Origin of the sequence: Marinimicrobium sp. UBA4209, from assembly GCF_002381585.1 — a bacterium.
GTDB lineage: Bacteria > Pseudomonadota > Gammaproteobacteria > Pseudomonadales > Cellvibrionaceae > Marinimicrobium > Marinimicrobium koreense.
In genome coordinates, this window is record NZ_DFTP01000107.1 from 56,068 (window position 1) to 79,908 (window position 23,841).

General features: G+C 56.7%; 15 protein-coding genes. 3 read left to right on the top strand and 12 right to left on the bottom strand.

Going from position 1 to position 23,841, the window contains the following annotated elements; all coding sequences use genetic code 11:
* The first annotated feature begins 39 nt into the window (after positions 1–39).
* A complete protein-coding gene (locus tag B3187_RS16020; protein ID WP_286807451.1) occupies positions 40–1,410 on the top strand; it encodes a S8 family serine peptidase in 1,371 nt (456 codons plus the stop codon).
* A 10-nt stretch (positions 1,411–1,420) separates the two neighbouring features.
* On the opposite strand, the gene B3187_RS16025 is transcribed toward B3187_RS16020, so the two are convergent.
* The 9 genes from B3187_RS16025 to cysM all read right to left on the bottom strand — a co-directional run bounded on the left by B3187_RS16025 (position 1,421) and on the right by cysM (position 15,004).
* Entirely contained in the window at positions 1,421–2,389 is a 969-nt protein-coding gene (locus B3187_RS16025; protein WP_286807452.1) for a hypothetical protein, read from the bottom strand.
* Positions 2,390–2,454: 65 nt separating this feature from the next.
* The gene (locus tag B3187_RS16030; protein ID WP_286807453.1) at positions 2,455–3,156 is read right to left on the bottom strand and encodes a hypothetical protein; all 702 of its coding nucleotides are present in this window, start codon (positions 3,154–3,156) and stop codon (positions 2,455–2,457) included.
* A gap of 344 nt (positions 3,157–3,500) precedes the next feature.
* Entirely contained in the window at positions 3,501–5,678 is a 2,178-nt protein-coding gene (locus tag B3187_RS16035; RefSeq protein ID WP_286807454.1) for an SEC-C metal-binding domain-containing protein, read from the bottom strand.
* Positions 5,679–5,812: 134 nt separating this feature from the next.
* Positions 5,813–7,774 carry an AAA family ATPase gene (locus tag B3187_RS16040; RefSeq protein WP_286807456.1) on the bottom strand — a complete coding sequence of 654 codons (1,962 nt, stop codon included), beginning with the start codon at positions 7,772–7,774 and terminating at the stop codon, positions 5,813–5,815.
* Positions 7,775–8,036: 262 nt separating this feature from the next.
* Positions 8,037–9,302: an HD-GYP domain-containing protein gene (locus B3187_RS16045; RefSeq protein WP_339619157.1), complete on the bottom strand. Its 1,266-nt coding sequence runs from the start codon at positions 9,300–9,302 to the stop codon at positions 8,037–8,039.
* A gap of 247 nt (positions 9,303–9,549) precedes the next feature.
* On the bottom strand, positions 9,550–10,356 hold the full coding sequence (gene mazG / locus B3187_RS16050) for a nucleoside triphosphate pyrophosphohydrolase (RefSeq protein ID WP_286807458.1): 807 nt from the start codon (positions 10,354–10,356) through the stop codon (positions 9,550–9,552).
* A gap of 84 nt (positions 10,357–10,440) precedes the next feature.
* Positions 10,441–12,678 carry a GTP diphosphokinase gene (gene relA, locus B3187_RS16055; protein ID WP_286807460.1) on the bottom strand — a complete coding sequence of 746 codons (2,238 nt, stop codon included), beginning with the start codon at positions 12,676–12,678 and terminating at the stop codon, positions 10,441–10,443.
* Positions 12,679–12,737: 59 nt separating this feature from the next.
* On the bottom strand, positions 12,738–14,108 hold the full coding sequence (gene rlmD, locus B3187_RS16060; RefSeq protein ID WP_286807462.1) for a 23S rRNA (uracil(1939)-C(5))-methyltransferase RlmD: 1,371 nt from the start codon (positions 14,106–14,108) through the stop codon (positions 12,738–12,740).
* Entirely contained in the window at positions 14,105–15,004 is a 900-nt protein-coding gene (gene cysM / locus B3187_RS16065; RefSeq protein ID WP_286807464.1) for a cysteine synthase CysM, read from the bottom strand. The genes rlmD and cysM overlap by 4 nt, the downstream gene beginning before the upstream one ends.
* Positions 15,005–15,152: 148 nt before the next feature.
* On the opposite strand from cysM, the gene B3187_RS16070 reads away from it, so the two are divergent.
* Both B3187_RS16070 and B3187_RS16075 read left to right on the top strand, forming a co-directional pair.
* On the top strand, positions 15,153–17,951 hold the full coding sequence (locus B3187_RS16070) for a response regulator (protein WP_286807465.1): 2,799 nt from the start codon (positions 15,153–15,155) through the stop codon (positions 17,949–17,951).
* Between the two features lie 142 nt (positions 17,952–18,093).
* Complete coding sequence (locus B3187_RS16075; protein WP_286807466.1) at positions 18,094–19,725, top strand: sodium:solute symporter; 1,632 nt, start codon at positions 18,094–18,096, stop codon at positions 19,723–19,725.
* A 671-nt stretch (positions 19,726–20,396) separates the two neighbouring features.
* On the opposite strand, the gene B3187_RS16080 is transcribed toward B3187_RS16075, so the two are convergent.
* The 3 genes from B3187_RS16080 to era all read right to left on the bottom strand — a co-directional run.
* The gene (locus B3187_RS16080) at positions 20,397–22,580 is read right to left on the bottom strand and encodes a galactose-1-epimerase (protein WP_286807467.1); all 2,184 of its coding nucleotides are present in this window, start codon (positions 22,578–22,580) and stop codon (positions 20,397–20,399) included.
* Positions 22,581–22,708: 128 nt separating this feature from the next.
* Positions 22,709–23,428: a DNA repair protein RecO gene (gene recO, locus B3187_RS16085; RefSeq protein WP_286807468.1), complete on the bottom strand. Its 720-nt coding sequence runs from the start codon at positions 23,426–23,428 to the stop codon at positions 22,709–22,711.
* A gap of 15 nt (positions 23,429–23,443) precedes the next feature.
* The coding region (era, locus tag B3187_RS16090) for a GTPase Era (RefSeq protein WP_286807470.1) at positions 23,444–23,841 on the bottom strand (398 nt) is incomplete at its 5' end.

Consider the following 23,841-nt stretch of genomic DNA (forward strand, 5'->3'; position numbering starts at 1 on the left):
AACAGGTACCCCACTAGCTTCTTCACCGGATATGCGATTATGAAAGCCAAACGCCGACCCGCCAGATTGACCCGATTGCGCCCACTGGTGCTGTGCCTGCTGGGCTTGGGCAGCGTCGCCCAGGCTCAAATCGGTTTGCCATCGGCGGTGACCGACCGGGTGGAGCGCTCCGTTGATTCGGTAGAGCGCCTGCGCCGGGACTCCCTACCCGATGTCACCAGTGCCCTGGAGCGCCGGTTCACTGCCCCGTTGCCGGAGCAACTGCCAGACAACCTGCGCCCTCCGGAAGAACCCCTGAGCGCCCTACCGAGCCGCTTGCCGATACTGGATTCCCGGGGCGCCACCCTGTTTATGGAGGTGGAAGTGGAAAACGGCTGGCGCGCCGTACAGAGCGAGTGGCTGCTGATGCTCGCGCCCGAAGAACGGGCGCTGTTGGAACCGCTGAATGTCGAAATCCTGGAGCAGAAGCGTCTGCCAAAACTGGGGTTGGAGATGGTGCGCTTTCGGGTACCGGCACGACTGGATTCCTACGCCGCTCTGCAGACAGCCTTGCCGGCCGACTTGGCCGAACGGCTGGACCGCAACCATATCTACAACCCCCAGTCCGACAACCCATCGTCGACACCTGTCGAGCGCCCGCGCAAACCGCTGTGCGAACAACCGGTGAAGGTGGGCATGATCGATACCGCCATCGCCACGGAACATCCGGGGCTGATCAACAGCCGCATCGTGGAACAAGCCTTTTTACCGGACCCCGAGGGCACCGGAGAGCAAGGTCCGCCCACCGGCCATGGCACGGCGGTCGCCGGGCTCATGGTAGGGAGCTTTGACGACGTTCCCGCACGCTTGCCGGAGGCGAGGCTCTATAACGCCTCCGTGTTCTACAGCCGCAATCAATACGCCCAGGGCGCCACCATGATGCATCTGCTGTCGGGCCTGGAATGGCTGGCCGAGCGGGAGGTGAGCGTGATCAATATGAGCCTGACGGGGCCTGACAACCGCATACTCGCCACCGCCATGGAACGGATCACCGCTGGGGGAACCGCCGTGGTCGCGGCGGCAGGCAATGAGGGGCCCGCAGCCTCACCGCTTTACCCGGCGGCCTACCCCGGCGTAATCGCCATTACCGCCGTGGATGCGGACAGGCAGGTGTATCGCTGGGCCAATCGAGGAGAGCACATCGATTTTGCCGGCCCCGGCGTGTCGGTACGCACCACCCGGGGCAATGGGGAATTTGGCCACGAGAGTGGCACCTCCATGGCCGCGCCGACGGTGACCGCTCATGTGGCCTGTGCCCTGGCCAAGCAACGGGCCTCCAGTGAAGAAGTGGTGCACTATCTGGCCGGGCAGGCAAAAGATCTGGGAGAGAAAGGCCGCGACCCGATTTTTGGCCACGGCCTGTTGGAGTAGCGGGCTAACCTCAGAACTCCACACTCAGCAACGCCGACACCCCGGTTTCCCGGTAATCCGCCGCGTCGAAGTTCGATTGGTAATTACCGTGCTCGACCTTGGTTTCCAGCGCCAACCACTGCGTAAAACTCAGCGACCAGATCGCTTCGACCACATGACTGCGGTCATGCCGAGTGCCCGTTCCGGTCGGCGACATGGCGCTACCCGTTCCGGGCAAGCCTCCGTCGCTTACGTTGTCGTAGTCCCGATCCTGATACCGCCAACCCAGCTGTATCCGGCTTTCCTTACCCGCTATCGAGCCTGTGTAGGAATAGCGAGCCCGCAGTTTAAGAGCGGCATTGTCGAACGCCAGCGAACGGGCCTCCTCCACCTCGCGGCCCACGCCCAGTGACCAGAAGCTACGGGCACCGTTGAAAAAGTAATAGACATCGGCGGCCAGTTCTTCGCCATCGGCGTTGCGTTCGCGGTTGTTCTCAAACCGTTTTTCGCTGTCGGTATAGGCACCGCGAACATACAGGCCCTCGCTGAACAGTTTGGCGGCGTAGAGGCTGTCTCTGGTCAGATCCAGCAAGGGCTCGGACGCGAGCTCGGCGTCCGCGACATGCCGACTCAGGCCCCAGGTAATGCCCGCCAGATCAATGGCAGCATCAAGCGAAGCGATGCCCAGATCCTGGTCGAATTCGCTGACCTCGTGATACCGGCGTGAGGACAGACTGTAACTGCCTTTCAGGGTGATCCGCTCGGTCGGATAAAGCTCACCACCGACCCGGCCGTAAAACACATTTGCCGAGTCGCCCTGGTTGGATGTCTGGTCCAGCGACGCAACCGACAGCGTCGAATCATAGGCACCGCCGGCCTGGAGTTTCACGTTGAAGTCCGCCTTTTTATCCGACGTGCCATCATTCTGAGCAAGGGCGGGAACACTGGAAAAAACGGCGGCAACGGTCAGTACCATTCGGGGTAATGTATTCATATTCATGGGAATGACTCCGAAAAAAAGCACCGGTCGGACTGAGGCCCGCCGGTGCTGACTGGAAGTGGGTGTTAGCGGGTGATACTGGCATCGAGTACCTGTTTGACGGAGGCTTCAGCGGCCCCGGCCGCTTCGCCGGCCACCTGGTCGGCCACCGTTGCGCTCACCTGCTGGGCAACCTCCGCATCAACCGCCGTCGCCGTTGCCGCGCTTACCGAGTTGGACACTTCATTGCCAACCGCCTGGCTGACTTCCGCGGCCACATCGGCACCAGCCGCCGCCGTAACGCTGGCCGACTCCACAGCCGCAGCGGCCTGCTCCTCTGCCTGGGCGCCAGCCTCTGCAGCGGTATCAACGCCACCCTGAACAGCGGCTTCGGCCGTGCCCTGCCCCTGTTCCATACGCTCACCGGCTTGCTCACCGACGGACGCCGCCGTGGTCAGCCCCGCCTCGGCGCCGGCATTGGCTTCGCCCTCGACATTCTGTGCAGCCGAGGTAGCAACCTCGCCAGTGCCTTCCAGCAGAGTGCGGGACTCAGCAGTCAGGTTGGAAGCGCTACCGGATGTTTCATCAGCATCGTCGTTGATAGCATCCCCGTTATCGGAAACCTCATTGCCCGTTTCGGCGGGCTCATCCTGGGAAGACGGCTCTTCGGACCGCAGGCTCACAGTGGACGAGCCGCCCGCATCGCCGCGGGCTTCTGTAGACGCCGCGTTCTGCTGATCCTGTTCACCTGCCGGCTCACCGGCGTCACGAGTTCCTGAGGTTTGCATCTGCGCATCGGCGCTAACCCGAGCGTCAGCCTCGGCCTCAGAATTGAAGGTTTGAGCGGAGCTTGGCAGAGCCAAAACAGAAGCGATTGCGAGAACGAGTGTTGATTTTTTCATGACTAAGACCTCCTACTGATTGGGTTTCAACCAGTTAACGTCTTAGCGGGAGTTTTATTCCATTAAGGGGCTCAGAGTAGATTTCACGGCCATTATCATGGTGAGGGATTAGCCAGAGACGGGGCTACGCTTAGGGCGCAGTAAGCTAATGTCCGTCAAAGTGGTGCAAGTTCACGCAGCGGAAAACCAGTCCGACAACATGCGCTTGTTAGGCGATACACCGACCATACCTATACCAGACAACATTTTTTGTACTTTCTTTGACTACCACAGGGACATGGATCATTACGACCTATCTTCTTTTCATTTCGCCTTTTTGTCGAAAAGTTCACTCGGCCACCATTCTTAAGATTCTGGGGCTTTGGAAGATCTTTAATTGCTTGATCCATCTCATCAGATTGCACCCAGTCAAATTTCATCTCAAGACCGAATTTAATTTTTCTACTTGTAGGATCTAGGCAAAGTCCAAACCAAGTATCGGCTTTTAAAGCGTATTTTCTTTTTTCACAGTGATTTTTTAACCTAGGACCAGCAATATTTACCTTGTCACCATTGCAATGGATAGTTAGTCCGGTTTTACCTTGATCTATACCCAAGGTTAAATCATGATGCTTTCCATCCACACTATGTAATTTACATAGCTGATCAATCCCGTCATTAATTTGTTCTATGGTGTCTCCACTCAATGAAAGGAGCAGAAAGCCAAGATCAATGGTCGCGGGATCGTCTAGACCATCAATTTCAGCTATTAGCCGGCCATAAGTGGTATCTTTGTACTTTGTCAATATACCTTCTGGGGTTTGAATTCCTGGGGCACCATTCCTCCTTGTGAGCATAGCCAAGTCTAGATCGGCACAAATATCATCGCCTAACTGGATCATAGAAATATCACTATCAATCCATAAGTTCTGCTTTAAATGATAGGAAAGGATTGTTAACTCATGATTAGATAAAATCCTTTCCGCGTATTCGACCCTTCTATTTACATAGCTCAGAAAATGTAGTGGAGACTGTAGCATCTCAGTCATAACATCCAGAAGGAAAACATCCATGACAAATGGAGGCTTAATCTCTTTCGTCGTTTGATATGTTAAAAACTGACGTGCTTGAAAACTAAGAGCGGGATAATGATCAGAGACTACGCAGAAAGGATATATGCTTTCAAATTCTCTATATATCTTTAGCTCGCTTCCAGAAGAGTCCTGCAGCCGGTAGCTTTCATCATTTAAGAACTCGGCGCATTGGTATGCTTGATCATAAGCATCTTGAACCGCTTTTTTAAAGTCTTCCTTAAGACTATTGTCGTTCCCTTTTCTTGCGGCAATTGTTAATTTTTTTGATTTTGCTTGAAGAACAATTGCCCTATTGGCAAAAATAACAAGTACATCTATTTCTCCAACTCTAGTTTTCTTATCTTTATAAATATCAATATTGGTAAAAACCCTATTTTTACCAAATACGAGATTAAGCCTTTCTTCTGAGAAACTTTCAGTGAATAACCCTCTGTTTTCTCTAGCTTTAACTTTGTAATTATTGTCCGCATTGAACCAAAAGAAAGGCGTTTCATACAAGGCCTCTAGCAGTCCGTAATTTTGAAACAAAATGAACTCACTTTCGCTCACCCTTATAATTGGGTAAGCATTCATAGGGTTGAAGTCATCTAAAGCGGAGAACTGATTTTTATCAATGTCCGGCGGACAAGTAAACGACTCAAGAAAGAATTTCGTGACCTCTAGATCTACACCGGATTTTTCTGACAATTCCTTATCGGTAAAGACGAATCCAGGAAGCATTGTCCAATCTTCCGGCGATAGCGTCTTTAGTTGAGAGGGAATCACATCGCTAATTTTAGTGTTTTGCAAAAGAAGCAAAGAAGATACTATCTGTTCTGCTTCTTGAATTGAATACCCCTTATTCTTCTGGAACCAATCGCTATCATTTTTATACTTTATTAATGCGAGATCTCGATATTGAAAGTTATAGGCGGCCTCTCCTCCATAGAATATCGATTCTCTCAACGCTTTTCCTGTCCTGAAAGGATTAAAGCTAGGGTCTCCAATTTTGCTTTTATCAAATATTTCTTCTAGTGGAGGCATCATAGCCTTATGCAAACTTTTTAATAGAGATTCGGTTTTATCAATATATTCCTGAATGCTTTTCGGTCCTGGATGAGTAATATTAAGTTGGCCTTTACACGCCAAACCTATTAATGTCGAAATTTCAGTACGAACAAGCCTTTCAAATGAAAATTGCTGAATCACATCATCAACAACCATCTCGCCATCTTTATACCGAATAGTGTTATCTCTAAAGCAAAAGTAAGCTATAGCATGTAGGTAGCCCGGAGATCTGCATAGCGACTCCAGCTCATCAAACAATTCCTGCTCAGTTTTTATTACATCATTCATTGATATACACCGATTTTGGGCTGGCGCCTAACGCTCGGCTCTGCGGCTGCCAAAAGTGGCGCTGTTTTTGCGACAGCAAAAGGAGTGACATTATTGGCAGTCGGAAAGCAGCCGCTTGTTATGGCCTCCCAAGGCTAGATGAGGTCATTGAGAGAGCCGAATGCCTGTCTGAACCTGTCAAGCTGCGAATCGCTTAGATCCTTTTTTAGTTCGCTAATCTTTGACGCAAAATACTTGGCAGGACGATAGTGGTTGAATTTAATCCCATTTGGTAGAGGGTGTTTTTCTAGATATTCCTCTACTTTCTTTACTACTCGCCCTTTGCCTTTTCTTAGGTCAGATACAGATATATTTATTCCATATTCCTTATTTACTAGTTTTAGGTAAAACCCCTCGTTAAACATATCCTCCACATCAGCCTCGTCTCCATCAGTAAAATCCGCATAAGTAAGCACGGACTTCTTATGAAGAAGCTTTTTCTTGAATATATTTTCGATGCTTTGCTTATCCTTTTTTTGGTAGTCGATCAGAACTGCAACATTTAGACTTCTCTGGGAGCCAATCAACGAAACAAAGGTCGATACCTTGTCAGATCCGCCCACTGGAGTAATTGTCCACTGGTCACTAAGCCCGTCCTCACCGCTCTCCTGCAACAACGACGAAATTGTTTGCAAATACAGAAGATCAGAAACACCCTCCACTACAAGATTATTTGGTCCTACAAATAATGTTTGATGAATTTCATAGCCTAGAGCACCTTGTAGCGGAAATAGGCTATCCTCAGTGGCCTCTAAAATTTCTGTAGTGACCTTGGTTCCCTCTTTCTCTTTAGGCACTAATTCGTCAGATTTTTCGACACTAATGTCTTGCACAATGCGAACTCGATCAAACCTCGTGGAATCCACAAGAAACGGAGAATGCGTCGAGTAAATAACCTGATGGTGTGGCCGCAACTCTTTCTCAAAATACTCCAGAAGATCTGCTTGCGCCTTTGCATGCAAGGATAATCCTGGCTCATCCAGAAGAAGAATTAGATTTTCCTTATTCCTTTTCAGATCAGAATACCAGGCTAGAAAAGAGAAAAACCATACAAAACCTCTCGAACGAGTCCGCAAAGGGGTACTAACCATGTGCTTGGTGTCTACAACACGGCCCCAGATATTGGTTCCGGATCTCATTCCTTCTGGGTCTTCTGGTTGAGCAGGTCTAATATCAAATTTCAGCCGTATGTGCTTATTTTGCGACCAATACTTGAGCACTCGTGAGGTAAGCTGGTTTTCAGCTGCTTCTAATTTTGATAGTAACGCTTCGGTGCGCTTTGGATCTGAAAGCTCGTCTAGTTTTAACTTTGCAAGAGAGAGCAAGCCAAGCAAGGGGTGATCCGATTCAATTAACGTATTCTCTGCACGCCTTTTTTGGAGCGCCTCTACATTATCTTGGCCTTTCATCTGGTAATAGTCGTCGAAGTACAAGAACTTGGGAATTCTGCTTCTTAATATGTCGTTGTAAACGACGTATCTAAGTCCGTTTTCCTTTATAGGTTTAATCTTGCGTAACAACGACTGTGCAGCATCTGTTTGCTCAGCAACTTCGATAATAGAGCAGACCTCAGTAACAGAGCCAGCTGCCAGCGCTTGCTCATTTACTGTAGCGGATAAATCTGTTGATTTTATCAGGTATTGCAGTGCCTTTTCTTGGTTTAGCTTAAGCTCTCCGAATGTTCGCTTATTATCGTAGTCTTTTGAAAGTGATACTATCGGGTTGCTAGAGGCGAAGCACTCCTCACCATAGATAGCTTCGACTGCCAAAATGTCTTCGTTTTCCAACTCATAAGTAGCAGTGACAACTACTGCAGGCTCACGCTCGCCCTCTTCTACAGCCTCTTCATAGTCGGAAACATCTCTTCTTGGATAGTCATCCGTAACATCGAAATAACCATCCTCTTCAATTATTGGATTGAGCTTGTACAGGGCTCGCAAAATTGCCGTTTTCCCTGACTCATTCTTCCCCACAAGGCAAGTGATATCATTAATTTCGAACTCCGTAGAGTCGTTAATACTACGGAACTCTTTGATATGTGCTTTCGCTAACTTCATCTTGCCTCCAATTGATTGATGTTGCTTCCTATTCTTGATTGAGCATTGCCATAACAGTATATTCAACATCAATCTGACGTACTTAATCGCGTCAGAATGACGTGTTTAAGTACGTCAGATTGACATATATCCCCGGTCTGCCCAGAAAAATCTTTACCTTAAACGTTTATTGCTTTACGCGGATTTTTGCGTCAAAGCCCGCCCATTCACCGGCTAAAGTGTGCACTATCTCACATTTTTTGCAAACCCGGGAAGCTTGTCGCTATGGCGTCGCCGCCCGAAACACCAGCCCCTTTTCCCGGTATTCGGCCACACTGATGCCGTAGGTCCCATCTTTGAGGGCCCGTTGAATCAGGAAATCGTCTTTCAGTTGACCCCGCTCCACATCCGCCAGGTTAATGACCTGTTCTTTTTTGAGTGGTCGCTCGCCTCGCTTGATCAGAATCACCTTGGGCAGGTGGCGGTACTTCTTACTGGTTTCCAGCACTATGCCCACCAGCTCGTTGCGCAGCTGTACGATAGTGCCCGGGGGATAAAGGCCGATGCTTTTGATGAATTCCAGGGCGAGCTTCTCATCGAAATGGGTGCCGCGATCCTTGTAGATATTTTTCAGAGCGGAGGTGGTGGGAATGGCCTCCGCGTAACAGCGGTTGGCGGTCATGGCATCGTAGGCGTCGACCAGCGCGATGATGCGGGCGAAGCGGGATATTTTTTCCGCTGGCAGTTTGCGCGGATAACCGGTTCCGTCGATGCGTTCGTGGTGGGTGTAGGCCACGTCCACCACCACGTTGAAAATGCCCGGCGTGGACAGCAACAGGTTGCGGCCGTGCACGGTATGGGCCCGGATCATGTTGAACTCTTTCGGGGTGAGCGCGCCCGGTTTATTCAAGATGTCCGGCGGTACCCGCATCTTGCCCACATCGTGGAGCAGACCGCACAGACCCAGCTTTTCCAGGTCCGCCTCTTCCATGCCCAGGTGCCGCCCGAAAGCGATGGCCAGTATGCAGACGTTCAGGCAGTGCTCGGCGGTGTATTCGTCTTCATTGCGGATTTTGGTCATCCACAGGAGCGCATCGGGGTTGCGCAGGATGCTGTCGACGCAGGTCCGAACCGTGGCTTTGGCCTGTTCGGTATTGATGGCACCCCCAAGGCGAATGTCATCGACCAGGGTTTTGGTGAGCTGGCGGGCCTGGCGAAACACCTTGATCGCCTGACCGTGCTCTTCCCGGGCCGAAACTTTATTGATGTAGGTGGTTTTGGGGCGGATGGCGGCTTTCAGGCCAGTGCGCTGTTCCGGGGGCCGCCAATTCGTCGGCACGGCGTCGATCCAGACATACTCGGCGTATTCGGCCACGGTGTCGACATCTTCCGGGCCTTCGATCATAAAGCCCTGCACCAGGAACGGCGTATCGAGCCAATCCCGATCGAGTTTGGAAACGAACATGCCGACTCTGAGCTCGGAGACGTGGATTTTGATGGAGCTTGTGCTCCGGTCCATCGAATCCGGCTGGACGTCTTGCCAATTCACCGTTACTTCTCCTGGCCGAGATTCCATCACTTTTATTGTAGTTCACGGATTGGAGGTTAACCGATTTCATTGGGGTGGTCACAGAGTTTTTGTTTATAAGGAGAAGGCTGATTTCGGCGCCAGAGTCATAAGATGGCGTTGCAATCGATTGGTGGAGTGGCTTACCGATTCGTAGGTTGGTTTAGGCCGAAGGCCGTAAGCCCACGTTGTGGGGATCGGGTGGGATTGTCGGATTACGCGCTTTGCGCTAATCCGACCTACGGGGTTGGGTTTTGGCTTGGTTCCAGAGGGTATCGAGGGCTTCGAGAGAGTGATCGTTCAGATTTCCCTCGGCATTCTGCTCGACGTAGCGGAAGCGCTGCTCAAACTTGCGGTTGGCCTGACGCAGAGCCGCTTCGGGGTCGATCTTCAGGTGGCGGGCGGTATTGGTGACGGCGAACAGCAGGTCGCCCAGCTCTTCGGTCAGGTGAGCCTGGTCGCCGGCCTCCAGCGCCTCGGTCAACTCGTCGGTCTCCTCCCGGATTTTACCCAGGGGACCGCGGACGTCCGGCCAATCGAAGCCGACGTTGGCGGCGCGTTTTTGCAATTTGGCCGCGCGGCTGAGGGCCGGGAGATTCAGGGGCACGTCGTCGAGTACACCCCGCACGCCCTTCTCTTCCCGCTCCTGCTGTTTGATGGCCTCCCAGCGCTGTTTGACATCCGCCGGCAATGAGGCCTGGTCGTCCACGCGACTGTCCAGGGTGCCATCGGGGAAGACATGCGGGTGACGGCGAATCAGTTTGCTCACCAAGCCATCAACGATCTGGCCGAAATCAAAGCGCTCCTCTTCCTTGCCCAGTTGGCTGTAGAAAATCACCTGAAACAGCAGATCTCCGAGCTCTTCGCGCAGATGGTCATAGTCGCCCCGCTCGATGGTGTCCACCACTTCGTAGGCCTCTTCCAGGGTGGAGGGGGCGATGGTGCGGTAGGACTGCTTCAGGTCCCAGGGGCAGCCGGTGTTGGGCTCGCGCAGGCGGGACATGAGGTAGAGTAAGTCGTCTACAGTGTGAGGCATGATTGTGATGGTCCCGAGTGTTTGGGTTGCGGCGGATGCGGCCGTTGGCCTTATCCGCCCTACGGGTTGTTTTGGTGCCAGCGCTTAGTGTTTGCGGCGGGCCGAGGCAATGTTGGGTAGCTGGTTGAGGCGCGTGAGGATTCGGCTCAGTTCATCGATGCTTCGAATCTCGGCGCTGACCAGCATATCCACGGTGTTCTTGCGCTTGTCGGACAGCGTCTGCATGGCGCTGATGTTGATACGTTCGCTGTCCAGCAGTGTGGTGATGTCCCGCAGCAGCCCCTGACGGTCGTAGGCTTCGATGATGATATCCACCGAGTAGCTGCTCTGAGGCGTCTCACCCCAGGACACTTTGATGATCCGCTGGGGTTCATCGGCCTGAAGCTGCAAGATGTTGCTGCAATCCTGTCGGTGAATGGACACGCCTTTACCCAGGGTGATATAGCCGGTAATGGCATCCCCGGGGACCGGGTTACAGCAACTGGCAATCTGGGTGAGCAGGTTGCCCACACCTTCGATGTAGACATCCGAATCTTTCTTGCGTTTGCCGGATTTGGCCTTGAACGGGATGACCAGCTCTTCCGGGCGCGAGGCCTTGAGCAGTCGCTGAGCGGCACTCAGTACCTGACCGACACCGATATCGCTGGCGCCTACCGCGGCGTAGAGGTCGTCCAGACTCTGCATATTCAGTTTGTGGGCCAGGGCTTCGAAATCCAGATCCAGCAGCGCCAACCGTTTGAATTCCCGATCCAACAGCGCCTGACCTTCGGCAATGTTCTGGTCCCGTGCCTGCACCTTGAACCAGTGCTGCACCTTGGCCCGGGCCCGGGCGGTGTTGATATAGCCCAGTGCCGGCGACAGCCAATCCCGGCTGGGCGCCTCCCGCTTGCCGGTGAGAATTTCCACTTGATCGGCGGTATTCAGGTGATAGTTCAGGGGCACGATACGGTTGTTGACCTTGGCACCGCGACAGCGATGACCCACATCCGTGTGAATGCGGTAGGCAAAATCCAGCGGGGTGGCGGTTTTGGGCAAATCCACCACGTGGCCTTCCGGGGTAAACACGTAGATGCGGTCCTGATCTACCGCGCGCAGGCCTTCCTTGAGCGGCTGGCCGTCGCCGCCCAACTCGTCGTGCCACTCGAGCACCTGACGCAACCAGGCAATTTTCTGTTCGTAGCTTTTTTCACTGGCATCGGTATCGGTACCTTTATAGCGCCAGTGGGCACACACCCCCAGCTCCGCCTCATCGTGCATGGCGAAGGTGCGGATCTGAATTTCCAGTACTTTGTTGTCCGGACCAATGACCGCGGTATGCAGTGACCGGTAGCCATTTTCCTTGGGCGAGGCGATGTAGTCATCGAACTCGTGGGGGATGTTGCGCCACTGACTGTGCACGATACCCAGCACGGTGTAGCAGTCGCGCACGGTGGGCACCAGTATGCGCACGGCCCGAATGTCGTACACCTGGGAGAAGCTGATGCCCTTGCGCTGCATCTTCCGCCAGATGCTGTAAATGTGCTTGGCCCGGCCGGTGACCTCACCGTCAATATGGGCGTCTTTCAACTCATCGCGCAACACCTTCAGGACGTTGTCGATGTATTCCTGGCGCGCCAGCCGCCGCTCATCCAGCAGTGTGGCGATGCGCTTGTAATCCGCCGGCTCCAGATAGCGGAAGGCCAGGTCTTCCAGTTCCCACTTGATGTGGCCAATGCCCAGGCGGTGCGCCAGGGGGGCGTAGACGTCCGCCACTTCCCGGGCGACCTGCCGCCGCCGCTGGGGGCCTGAGTCCTTGACCGCGCGTATGGCGCAGGTGCGCTCGGCCAGCTTGATCAGCGCCACGCGCACATCATCGACCATGGCCACCAGCATCTTGCGGATATTTTCCGCCTGCTCTTCGGATTGCCGACCGAACACCCGCTCGTCGCCATCGCCGCGCTGATAGCTGATCGCGGCCATGCGCAATACGCCCTTGATCAGCTTGGCCACCGTCTCGCCAAAGGCTTTCTGGACGGCCTCAAGGGTGAGGCGCTCTTCGCGCACCGCCCGGTAGAGAATGGCCGCCACCAGGGTGTCCTGATCCAGTTGCAGATCCGCCAGCAACTCGGCCATATCCAGCCCGATACTCAGACAACTGCTGCCCCAGTCATACTCAACCTGAGTGTTGACCCGGTCGGCTTCGGCGCTGAGGGCACAGGCCCGGAGCAGCTGCGCCTGGCTTTCTTCTGAGCGCTCCGCCGCCCCGGGCAATCGCTCAAGCCAGGCGTCAATGTCAATGGTGCCGTCGTCGGCAACGGGATGGTCTTCTCGAACTTTTACCATCGGTCTTGTTCACCCTCGACCCCCGGCCGTCAAAAAGCCCGGAGATCGTCCTGTCGGTGTTAGCGGCGCTCGAACAGCGCCATGGATTCCACATGTTCGGTGTGCGGGAACATATCCAGCACGCCGACGGATTGCAAGTCATAACCCGACTTGGCCAATTCGGCGGCATCCCTCGCCAGGGTGGCGGGATTGCAGGACACATAGACCAGGCGGCCCGGCCGGAGTTTTATCACTGTGTCCAGAACCTCGCGCGCGCCTTCTCTCGGCGGGTCGATCAGCACCGCATCCGGCGTGCCCCAACGGCGGCGCATGGCGGGGCTGGGGTCGGCCAGGTTGGCCTGGGCGAAGCTTGCCTCCAGGTGATTGCGCTGGGCGTTCTCTTCGCCCCGGCTCACCATGCTGGCGGCCCCCTCCAGCCCCAGTACCCGGGCGCCGGAGCGGGCCAAGGGTAGCGTAAAGTTGCCGATGCCACAAAACAGGTCCAGCACCTGCTCTCCGGGCCGAGGGGCCAACCAGTCCATCGCCTGGTGGACCATGCGGCGGTTGACCTCGGCATTCACCTGGGTGAAGTCCTGGGGATGAAACGCCAGGCTGAGATCGAACTCAGGTAGCTCGTAGCTCAGCCGGGGATCACAGGGCTCTCCGCCCAACGTGAGTAGCGTGCTCTGGTCGTTGATTTGGCGCCAGATCCGCTCCGGCGGGACGGCGGGCAAAGCGGTGGCCAGCGCTTCGCAATCAGCGTCTTTCAGCGTTTTGATTTCCCGGAGAACCAGCGCTGGCCCTTCACTCGCCAGAATCAGCTCGATATGACTGATGGCGCCGCGCGCCTGAAGGCCAGACAGCCACCGGTTCAGCGGTTCAATCAGGGCGTTGAGCGCCGGTGCCAGCACATCGCAGTGCCCGATACTCACCAGTTCCCGCTGGCCCCGTCGACGAAACCCGAGGGTGACCTGGCCGCGCTTGTCCGTCCAGACGCCCAGGCGGGCCCGATGGCGATAGCCCTCGCTGGGGGATTCAATGGCGGGGGCGACCTGGCGCGGTACGACGCCGCCCCACCGGGACAACTGGTCCAGCAGGGCCTTCTGCTTGAAAGTGAGCTGCGTATCGGGCCGCACGTGCTGCAACTGACAGCCGCCACACTCCCGAAAATGTGGACAGGGCGGGGTTTGCCGCTCCGGTGCTGGCGCGAGCACTTCGGCGGCGGAGCCCTCGGCGTACCGGCTCTGCTCCCCTTCCAGGAGCACGCGGACCGACTCCCCCGGCAGAGCGCCGGCGACAAACAGGGTCTTGCCCTGCCAGCGGACAATGCCCCGGCCGTCGTGGCTCAGGCGTTCCACGGTCAGGGCATCGGGCAGGTGTCGGGGTTGGAACCGGGGTTTGCGCCCCGAGCGGGGTCGCCGACCGGGACGCGCGGGTGGCCGGCGGCTCATGCCCGGTATACGCCGGACGACAGGTAGCGATCGCCCCGATCACAGACGATGGCCACAATCACTGCGTTGCTGACGTGTCGGCTCAACTCCAGCGCCGCCGCCACCGAACCGCCGGAAGAGACCCCGGCAAAAATGCCCTCCTGACGGGCCAGGGCCCGCATGGTCTCCTCCGCCAGTTGCTGGGGCATATTGACGATATGGTCGACCCGGGACGCGTCGTAAATTTTCGGCAGATAGGCTTCCGGCCAGCGGCGAATCCCCGGGATTTTGGCGTTTTCATCCGGCTGCAGGCCGATGATTTCGATGTTCGGATTCTGCTCCTTGAAATAGCGGGAGCACCCCATGATGGTCCCCGTGGTACCCATGGAGCTGATGAAGTGGGTGATCCGCCCGTCGGTCTGATGCCAGATTTCCGGGCCGGTGGTCTCGTAGTGGGCCTGGGGGTTGGAGGCGTTGCCAAACTGATCGAGTACCCGACCACGCCCCTCGGCCTGCATCCTCAGCGCCAGATCGCGGGCGCCTTCCATGCCCTCCTCCTCGGTCACCTGAATCAGCTCGGCGCCGTAGGCCGTCATGGCATCCTTGCGCTCCTGAGTGCTGTTATCGGGCATGATCAGGATCATCCGATACCCTTTGATCGCCGCCACCATCGCCAGGGCGATGCCGGTGTTGCCACTGGTGGCCTCGATCAGGGTATCGCCCGGCTGGATCAATCCCTGGGCCTCAGCCTGCTGGATCATCCACAGGGCCGGCCGGTCCTTGACCGAACCCGCCGGGTTATTGCCTTCGAGCTTGACCAGAATCTCGTTGCTGGTGTCGCCGGGCAGCCGCTGCAGGCGCACCAGCGGTGTATTGCCAACACAGGACACAATCGTCGGAAAAGGGGATACCGCCATAATCTGAACGCCATAACCATCGATGGGACGGGGCTGGGAACCGCTTCACAGACCCCGCAAAAGCCCGCTATTCTACCGCTGAATATGCTAAGGTGAAACCAAACCAGCGGACTTGGCCGCACACGGAACGGAAACGATAACAAGCCCCATGAGACTGACCGACATCAAAACCCAGATATGGCGCCTGGTACTCTTCCCCGCCCTGGGTGTCACCCTGATCCTCGCCTTCACTCTGACCTACCTGTATCTGGCGCAATTGAACAAGTTTGTCAGCCAGCGCGGAGGCGCGTTGAGTGAGAAACTGGCCGAAATCAGCGCCGAAACCCTGAGCCGGAATGACCCGGACCTAATGCGCTCGGTCATTCAGGCCTCTCTGGAAGAGCCCTACATCCGGGCCGTCGAGCTGTATCTCAAAGACAGCGGCACCACCATTCACAGCGGGCCTCGCATGCTGCCGCTGGTCAATCCCGCACCGGCGGACCTGAGCCAGCCCCAACAGCGGGAAACCCCCAAATCGATCCGCTTTGCCCATCCGGTCCCGGGCCGGGACGGCGCGCCATCGCCCGGCTGGATCGAGGTGGAGCTGCTGGCCTCACCGTTTCTGGTGCTGCGTTACCAGACCATCCTGATTACCCTGGTACTGACGCTGGTGTGCCTGGCGCTGTGTGCGTGGTTCTCCACCCGTCTTTACAAGCACTTAACGCGCCCACTGAACCAGATCCGGGAAACAATCCAGGGCATGGCCCGCGGCCAGATGGACCGCCGCCTACCGAGTATGGGAAGCCGTGAGCTGGACGAGCTGGCCCGAGCGGTGAACGACACCGCCGAATCCCTGGAACAGGCTCACCGGGATATGCAGGTGAACATCGACCAGTCCACCGAGGACCTGCGCGAGACCCTGGAAACCATTGAGATCCAGAATATCGAGCTGAACATGGCCCGCAAGGAGGCCCTGGAAGCCAGCCGGATCAAATCAGAGTTTCTGGCCAACACCAGTCACGAAATCCGCACCCCGCTCAACGGCATTCTCGGGTTCACCAATCTGGCCCTGAAAACCGACCTGGACGAACAGCAGAAAGAGTACCTGGAGACCATCCGGGACTCCTCCCAGAACCTGCTGACCGTGATCAACGACATTCTGGACTTCTCCAAAATCGAGTCCGGCAAACTGACGCTGGACTATGTCCCCCTGCCCTTGCGCAAAGTTGTGGAGGAAGCCGTACACATTCTGGCGCCGGATGCCCACGAGAAAAACCTGCAACTGGTGACCCTGCTCGACGACAACCTGCCGCTGCACCTGCTCGGTGATCCGCTGCGCTTCAAACAGGTGCTGACCAACCTGGTGAGCAACGCGATCAAGTTCAGCCAGCAGGGCAACATTGTCGTGCACACCGCCCTGATCAACCGCCAGGAAACCCAGCTCACCCTCAAGGTCAGCGTCAGTGACAACGGCATTGGCCTCACCGCCGAACAGAAAGAGCGGCTGTTCAGCGCGTTCAACCAGGCGGACACCTCCAGCACCCGGGAATACGGTGGCACCGGTCTCGGCCTGGTGATCTGTAAGGGACTGGTGGAACGCATGGGCGGCGAAATCGGCGTTGAGAGCCAGCCCGAGCAGGGGGCCCGGTTCTGGTTCACCGCCCGTCTGGGTATCGACAAGAGTCTGCCGGAGACCCCGGCCGAACGTCTGCTGTTGGGAGAACGGGCCCTGATCTGCAGCGACAACCCCCCGTCCTGCCACCAACTGGAGCAACTGCTGCACCTGTGGCAGGCCGACACGGACACCATCTCCTCCATTCACGATATCTTCCCGGCCCTGCGCAAAGCCCAGGAGCGGGACGATGCGTTTCGCCTGGTGTTCATGGATATCGCACCGAGCGAGCGCAAGCTCCAGGCGCCCCTGCTGGAAAGCCTGACCCAACAGCTGCGGCGCGAATTCGACTGCATTCTGATCGCCTGCTGCACCCCGGCACACCAGCGCCTGTTCCGCCAGGGCGTGGACACCTGCAGCACCACCTTCATCAATAAACCGATCAGCTACGAGGCATTGCTGGAGACCCTGGCGCGGCAGATGGACATTCCCCTGAAGCGCCCGGGCGACGCCCAGAGCAAAGGCCCGAACGCCGGCGGCAAACCCGCCGCCCGCATTCTGGTGGTCGATGACAATCCCGCCAACCTGCAACTGGCCGGAGAGCTGCTGCGCGGTCTGAACACCGAAGTGGTACTGGCCACCAGCGGCAAGGAAGCACTGGAATGGTGTCGGAAACAGGAATTCGACCTGATTTTCATGGACATCCAGATGCCCGGCATGGACGGCATCGAGACCACCAAACGGCTGCGCATCGATCACCCCCGGCGGCGCACCCCGATCATTGCCCTCACCGCCCACTCTATGACCGAACAAAAAGCGGAACTGTTGATCGCCGGTATGGACGACTGCGTCAGCAAGCCGGTCAGCGAAAACCAGTTGGCCCATATCGTCAATCGCTGGGTACCGCTCAATGGGCGTCAGGCCGTGGAGGGCCCGGTTCACGGCACGCCGACCCAACCCAGGCTGCCCGCCATTGAACTGGCCGAGGATGAACAGCCCAGCCCGGTGGACATTCCCCTGTGCCTCAAGCTCGCCAACCACAAGCCGACCCTGGCCCGGGACATGCTGGAAATGCTGGTCAAGAACCTGGGTGGTGAGCGGGACGCCATCAACCAGGCCTTCGACAACCAGGATTTCGAGCAGCTGGAAGAGTTGGTGCACCGACTGTACGGTAGCTGCTGCTACTGCGGCGTGCCCCGCCTGAAACGGATCAGCGGCCTTCTCGACAAAATACTGCAGGCCCGTCAGTATGATCAAGTCGCCAGCCCGATCAGGGCGCTCGACAATGAGGTGGACGAGATTTTACGCTGGGCTTACGAGCGGGATATCAGCGCTTTATTCGACGTCGACCCGTAAATTTACCGATTCCGGCGCAATCGGTGATTCTCAGACCGCTGCTTTAAATGATATGATAATACTTTAATAAGTAGGTTCCTTCCTTGGGAGCCATCCAATAACGCTATTTCTTAGCCTAAAAAAACCAGGGTGGTAGATAACGATGATTCCATTCAGTGGTCTGGACTGGGCCGTTCTCGGCCTGTTCTTCCTGATTCTTCTTGGGGTAGTGGTCTGGTCCTTCATGGAGAAGGAAAAAGACACCACCGATTACTTCCTGGCGGGCCGCAATGCGGGCTGGCTGGTAATCGGGGCCTCCATTTTCGCCTCCAATATCGGCTCCGAGCATCTGGTCGGCCTCTCCGGCGCCGGTGCCCAGACAGGCATGGCCATGGCCCACTGGGAACTGCAGTCGTGGATTATCATCCTTCTCGGCTGGGTGTTTGCGCCCTTCTACTGGAGCGCCAAGGTCTACACCATGCCCGAGTACCTGGAGCGCCGTTACTCCAGTAGCTCACGCACCTTCCTCTCGTTCATCTCACTGGTCAGTTACGTTCTGACCAAAGTGTCGGTCACGGTCTACGCCGGTGGCGTGGTACTGAAAACCGTACTGGGTATCGATTCCCTCTGGGGCATCGACTTCTTCTGGATCGCGGCCATGGGCCTGGTATTGATTACCGGTCTGTACACCGTCGCCGGGGGCATGAAGGCCATTCTGGTCACCTCGGTCATTCAGACGCCGATCCTGATCCTGGGTTCTCTGGTCATCCTGTTTGTGGGCATGGATAAAGTCGGCGGCATGGAAGAGCTGGAGCGCATCAACGCTGAGCGCATGAGCCTGATGCGGCCACTGGACGATCCGGAATTCCCCTGGCTGGGCGTGATCGGCGGTTCCATCATCATCGGTCTGTGGTACTGGTGTACTGACCAGTACATTGTTCAGCGTGTGCTGACCGCCAAAGGCATTCAGGCCGCCCGTCGCGGTACCATCTTCGCCGGTTACCTGAAGCTGCTGCCGGTATTCATCTTCCTGTTCCCGGGCATGATCGCCTACGCACTGCACGAGCAGGGCCAGATCAACCTGGCCAGTGCGGACCAGGCCTTTGCCACGCTGGTAACCGAGTTGCTGCCCTCGGGTATCAAGGGCATTGTGATCGGTGGTCTGATCGCAGCGCTAATGAGCTCCCTGGCCTCGCTGTTCAACTCCTCGGCGACCCTGTTCACCATCGATTTCTACAAGAAGTACAAGCCCCAGTCGAGCGAACAGCACCTGGTGAAAGTGGGCCGTTATGCCACCGTAGCCGTGGTCGCACTGGGTATTCTGTGGATTCCGATCATGCAGTCCATCGCCGATGTACTGTATGAGTATCTGCAGCTGGTTCAGTCGCTGATTGCCCCGGGTATTGCCGCAGTATTCCTGCTGGGTGTGTTCTCTCGCAAAATCACCCCCGCCGCCGGTATCACCGGTCTGGTCGCCGGTTTCGTGATCGGCATGACGCGCCTGGTGCTGACCATCTTCGAAGACAGCCTGCCCGAGGGCAGTATCTGGCTGGGCATGGTTGACCTGAACTGGCTGTACTTCTGCTCGGTCCTGTTTATTGCCATTGTGCTGCTGGTCATCGGGGTGAGCTTCTTCACCCGTCAGGCCAGCGATGAGCAGGTGGCCGGCCTGACCTATGGGTCGATCAGTAAGGAACAGCGTGCCGAAATCAAGGCCGGCATTGATAAGTGGGATATCATCCACACCGTTATCATTCTCGGCATCACCGCCTTCATTTACATGCGGTTCTGGTAAGGCATTGAACGTTCGGCAAGGATGCCGATGAACATTCCGAAAACGGCTCACCTTTTGGGGTGGGCCGTTTTTTTGTTTGGTTACTTCGTCGTGGAGTGCTGCGGGAGGGTGTCCCCCTTTGAGACACGCCGTAAACCCATCCATGGGGGCTCGATCGCCTGTCATCCAGGCAGGCGACGGTCTCAAAGGGGGACACCCTCCCTCCGCCAGTGCCGGATTAGACCGTGTTAGAAATAGAGAGGGTCGAGGTCGTCGATTTTAAACTCCTCAGGCTGCGTAGGGCGTGGTAAGCGCAAAGCGCGCACCCGCCGTTCCCGCACTTGGACACCCATACAGAACATTGATGTGGCGTAACGCAAGGGTAACGGCGGGTGCGCTTCGCTTACCCGCCCTACGCAGCATGAGGAGGTGGGAGCCAAGCATTCCAAATGATCTATTTCTAACACGGCCTAATTCGGCACTGGCGGAGGAAGGGTACACCGCTTTGGGACCGTCACCCGCCTGGACGGCGGGTGATCGAGCGTACAGGGATGTATTCACAGCGTGTCCCAAAGCGGTGTACCCTTCCGCAGCACTCCGCGACGAAGCACCTGTAAAAAAACCTCCTAATAAAAAAACCGCCCAAGGCCTACAGCCAAGGGCGGTTCATGCGCTCCGTTCTTTCGAACGTTTTACTTCACATCAAACCGGAAGCTCATGCTGGTTTCATACACCTCACCCGGCTCCAGAATGGTGCTCGGGAATTCCGGCTGGTTGGGTGAATCCGGATAGTGCTGGGGCTCCAGGCAGAAGCCGCCGTGGAGGACAAACTCGCGCTCGCCATCGGACAGCGAGCCGTCCAGGAAATTACCGGAATAGAACTGAATCGCCGGCTCCTCGGTCAACACTTCCAGCACCCGGCCAGTGTTCGGATCTTCGGCACGAGCCGCTACGATCAACCCATCCTGACCCTCGCGGTTCAAAATAAAGTTGTGGTCAAAACCACCGCCCACGCGCATCAGTTGTGGATGATCCGCATTGATGTCTTCGCCAATCGGCTTGGGCTCGGTGAAATCCAGCGGGGTACCGGCAACGGGTGCCAGCTCGCCGGTGGGAATCAGGCCGCTGTCCACGGGGGTGTAGCGATCGGCATTGATCTGCAGAGTGTGATCCAGAATCTTGCCTTCACCCGACAGATTGAAGTAAGTATGCTGGGTCAGGTTCACCGGCGTCGCCTTGTCGGTTTCCGCGCGGAATTCCGTGATCAGCTCGTTATCATCGGTCAGGACATAACGGGTGGTCACTTCCAGATTACCCGGATAACCCTGATCCCCGTCTTCGCTCAGCAGGAACAGCTCGACCGCCAGACCCCGCTCGTCGGAGACAAACTTGGCGTCCCACAGCTTCTTATCAAAGCCCACAACCCCACCGTGCAGGTGGTTGTCGCCGTCGTTCTGATCCAGCGTGATGGTCTCACCGTTCAGATCAAAACGGCCGTTGGCAATACGGTTGCCATAGCGACCAATCAGCGCGCCGAAGTACGGCGGGTTCTGTTCCAGATAATCGTTCAGCGTCTCAAAACCCAGTACCACGTTATCCAGCTCACCGTTCTGATCCGGTACGGTCAGGTGCGTGATGATGCCTCCGTAGTTCATCAGCTTGACCTCCATGCCTTCACCATTGTTCAGGGTGAAACGGATCACTTCGCGGCCGTCGGGCAGCTCGCCGAACGACTCCTTGCTGATGTAGGCGCGGCCATACTCAGAGGCGTCCGCACTGGAATCTTCGTACTGCTCGGAGTTCAGGTGGTGGTTGTCCGGACGGTTCTGATAGAACTCCGGAAACCCGTCCTCATCCCATCCGATCACCCGCACCCGGGCGTGGCGGTTGGGATCGGTCAGCGGATTGCCCTTCAGTTCCTTGTAGCTGCGAGCGTGATAGACCATCAGGTCCGTCTCGCCGTCTTCCGCCACAGTGAAGCTGTTGTGCCCGGGGCCGAAACGCTCCAGAGACTCGTTGGTGTGGAACACCGGCTCGGGGGATTTCTTCCAGGAGGCGGGATCGGTCAGATCGGCGTCGTCATCCGCCCATACCAGACCCACCGCATAGTTGTGATCCGTGGCCGCCGCGGAATAGGTCACGAAAATCCGGCCGTTGCGCTTGAGCACCGCCGCGCCTTCATTGACCTTGTAGCCCACCTGCTCCCAATCGAGCTCGGGCTCGGTAATGGCGATCACCGGTCCGGTAATGGACGTAGGGCTGTCCATTTCGGCCAGGTAGAGCGCGGAATTGTAGCGCCCCTGCTGATCACTCTGGGCCCATATCAGATAGCGCTTGCCGTTGTGCTCAAAGGTGGTGGCATCAAGGGAGAAGCTCTCCCAGGGAGTCTCGATAGCACCCTCGTCGGTCCACTCCCCGGTCATCGGGTCTTCGTTGGGATTCGACAGAACATGCATCCGCATGCGGAATGGTTGATCGCCGTGACCCAGCGCTACGTGCACATACCAGACGCCATCAATACGGTGCAGCTCCGGTGCCCAGACGTTCCCCGCCGTGGGTCCTTCGTCCGGACGCTGCCAGATCACCTTGGGCTCGGCGTCGGCCAGGCCATTGAGAGTGTCGGCAGTGACCAGTTCGATCCGATCGAACTCCGGCGCGGTGGAAATAAAGTAATATTGACCGTCTTCGGTGCGATGAATCCAGGGATCGGCCCCGAACTCGACCAGGGGGACCTGATACTCAGGCAATCCGTTGTCGACATTAGCGTTGGCGGAGGAGGTTTCCTCAGGCGCCTCGGAACAGGCAACCAGGCCCAGTCCGGCAGCCACCAGGGCGCCCCCGGCCAACAGCTGTCGCAGAGGAGAGATACTCGTCATAATCCATACCTTCTATCGTTGTCGTTATCAGCGTTATTCGTACCGGTCATTCTACGAAACGCCCTATTATAATACAATAATTAGCTTTGGCACCGGTTGCAAAGCAGCCCAAAGCGATGCCGCTACCATCAGGCCGGGCGGAACAGGTCCCGACTTTTCAATGGCTTACTCCCCAACAGCGGGTGCAGCATCAGTCGGCTGAGGCGCTTGGCGGTCATCAGAGTCTGAGGCTCGGAAAAGTCGGCCTGGGCGCAGGCCAGCAGGTCCGACCCCACAAACAGCTTGGGCGTCTCCTGCGGGTCACGGCTACTGTAGGTGGGAATGAAGCCGGCTTCGGGGTCGAAGCGATAGAGAGCGTCGGCGCGCACCGGTTCGCCGGTGTCCGCTTCCTCGGTAAAGCTGATCCCGTAGCCCAGCCCATCCAGCAGGCGCCACTCGAACTGACGCAATACCGGCTCCGGCGAGGCATCCGCCGGGTTGGTGGACAGGGCATTCATCGTCCAGCGGTAATCGTCAAACAGATCCGGGTTGGGGTCCTGCTCTCCGAGCAGACGCACAATCAGCTCATTGACGTAAAAGCCACTGTAGAGCGACAGGCCGGCCAGCCGATGACCGATACCATCCGCCTCCACCGCCGTGAGGGTTTTCAGGCTGCTTCGGCCACCGAGCGAGACCAGTATGGGAATGAAGGGGTTGAGCAAGGGGCGACGCTGGCTTTTACCCCGGCGCACCCCCTTGGCGACGGCGCCAATCCGGCCAAAATCCGGCGTCAAAAGATCCAGCAACAGGCTGGTATCCCGGTAGGGACGGGTGTGCAATACATAGGCGGGCTGGAACTCAATGCGCATATCGCGCCCCCGCCTTTACAGGTCGTCGTAACCCAGACTGCGCAGGGCGCGGCTGTCATCGGACCAACCCGATTTCACTTTGACCCAGAGCTTGAGCATCACCTTCTGATCAAACAGCTTTTCCATATCCAGTCGGGCCTGCTGACCAATCTGCTTGATACGCTCGCCACGGTCGCCGATCAGAATGCGCTTCTGGCCATCCCGCTCCACCAGCACCACGGCGGAGATGTGCAGAATCCGGCCATCGTCTTTGAACTCTTCGATTTCCACCGCCATCTGATAGGGAAGCTCATCACCCAGCTGGCGGGTGATTTTTTCACGCACCATTTCTGCTGCCATGAAGCGCGAGCTTTTGTCCGTCAGCTGATCTTCCGGAAACAGATGTATCCCCTCCGGCAACCGCTCGACAATCA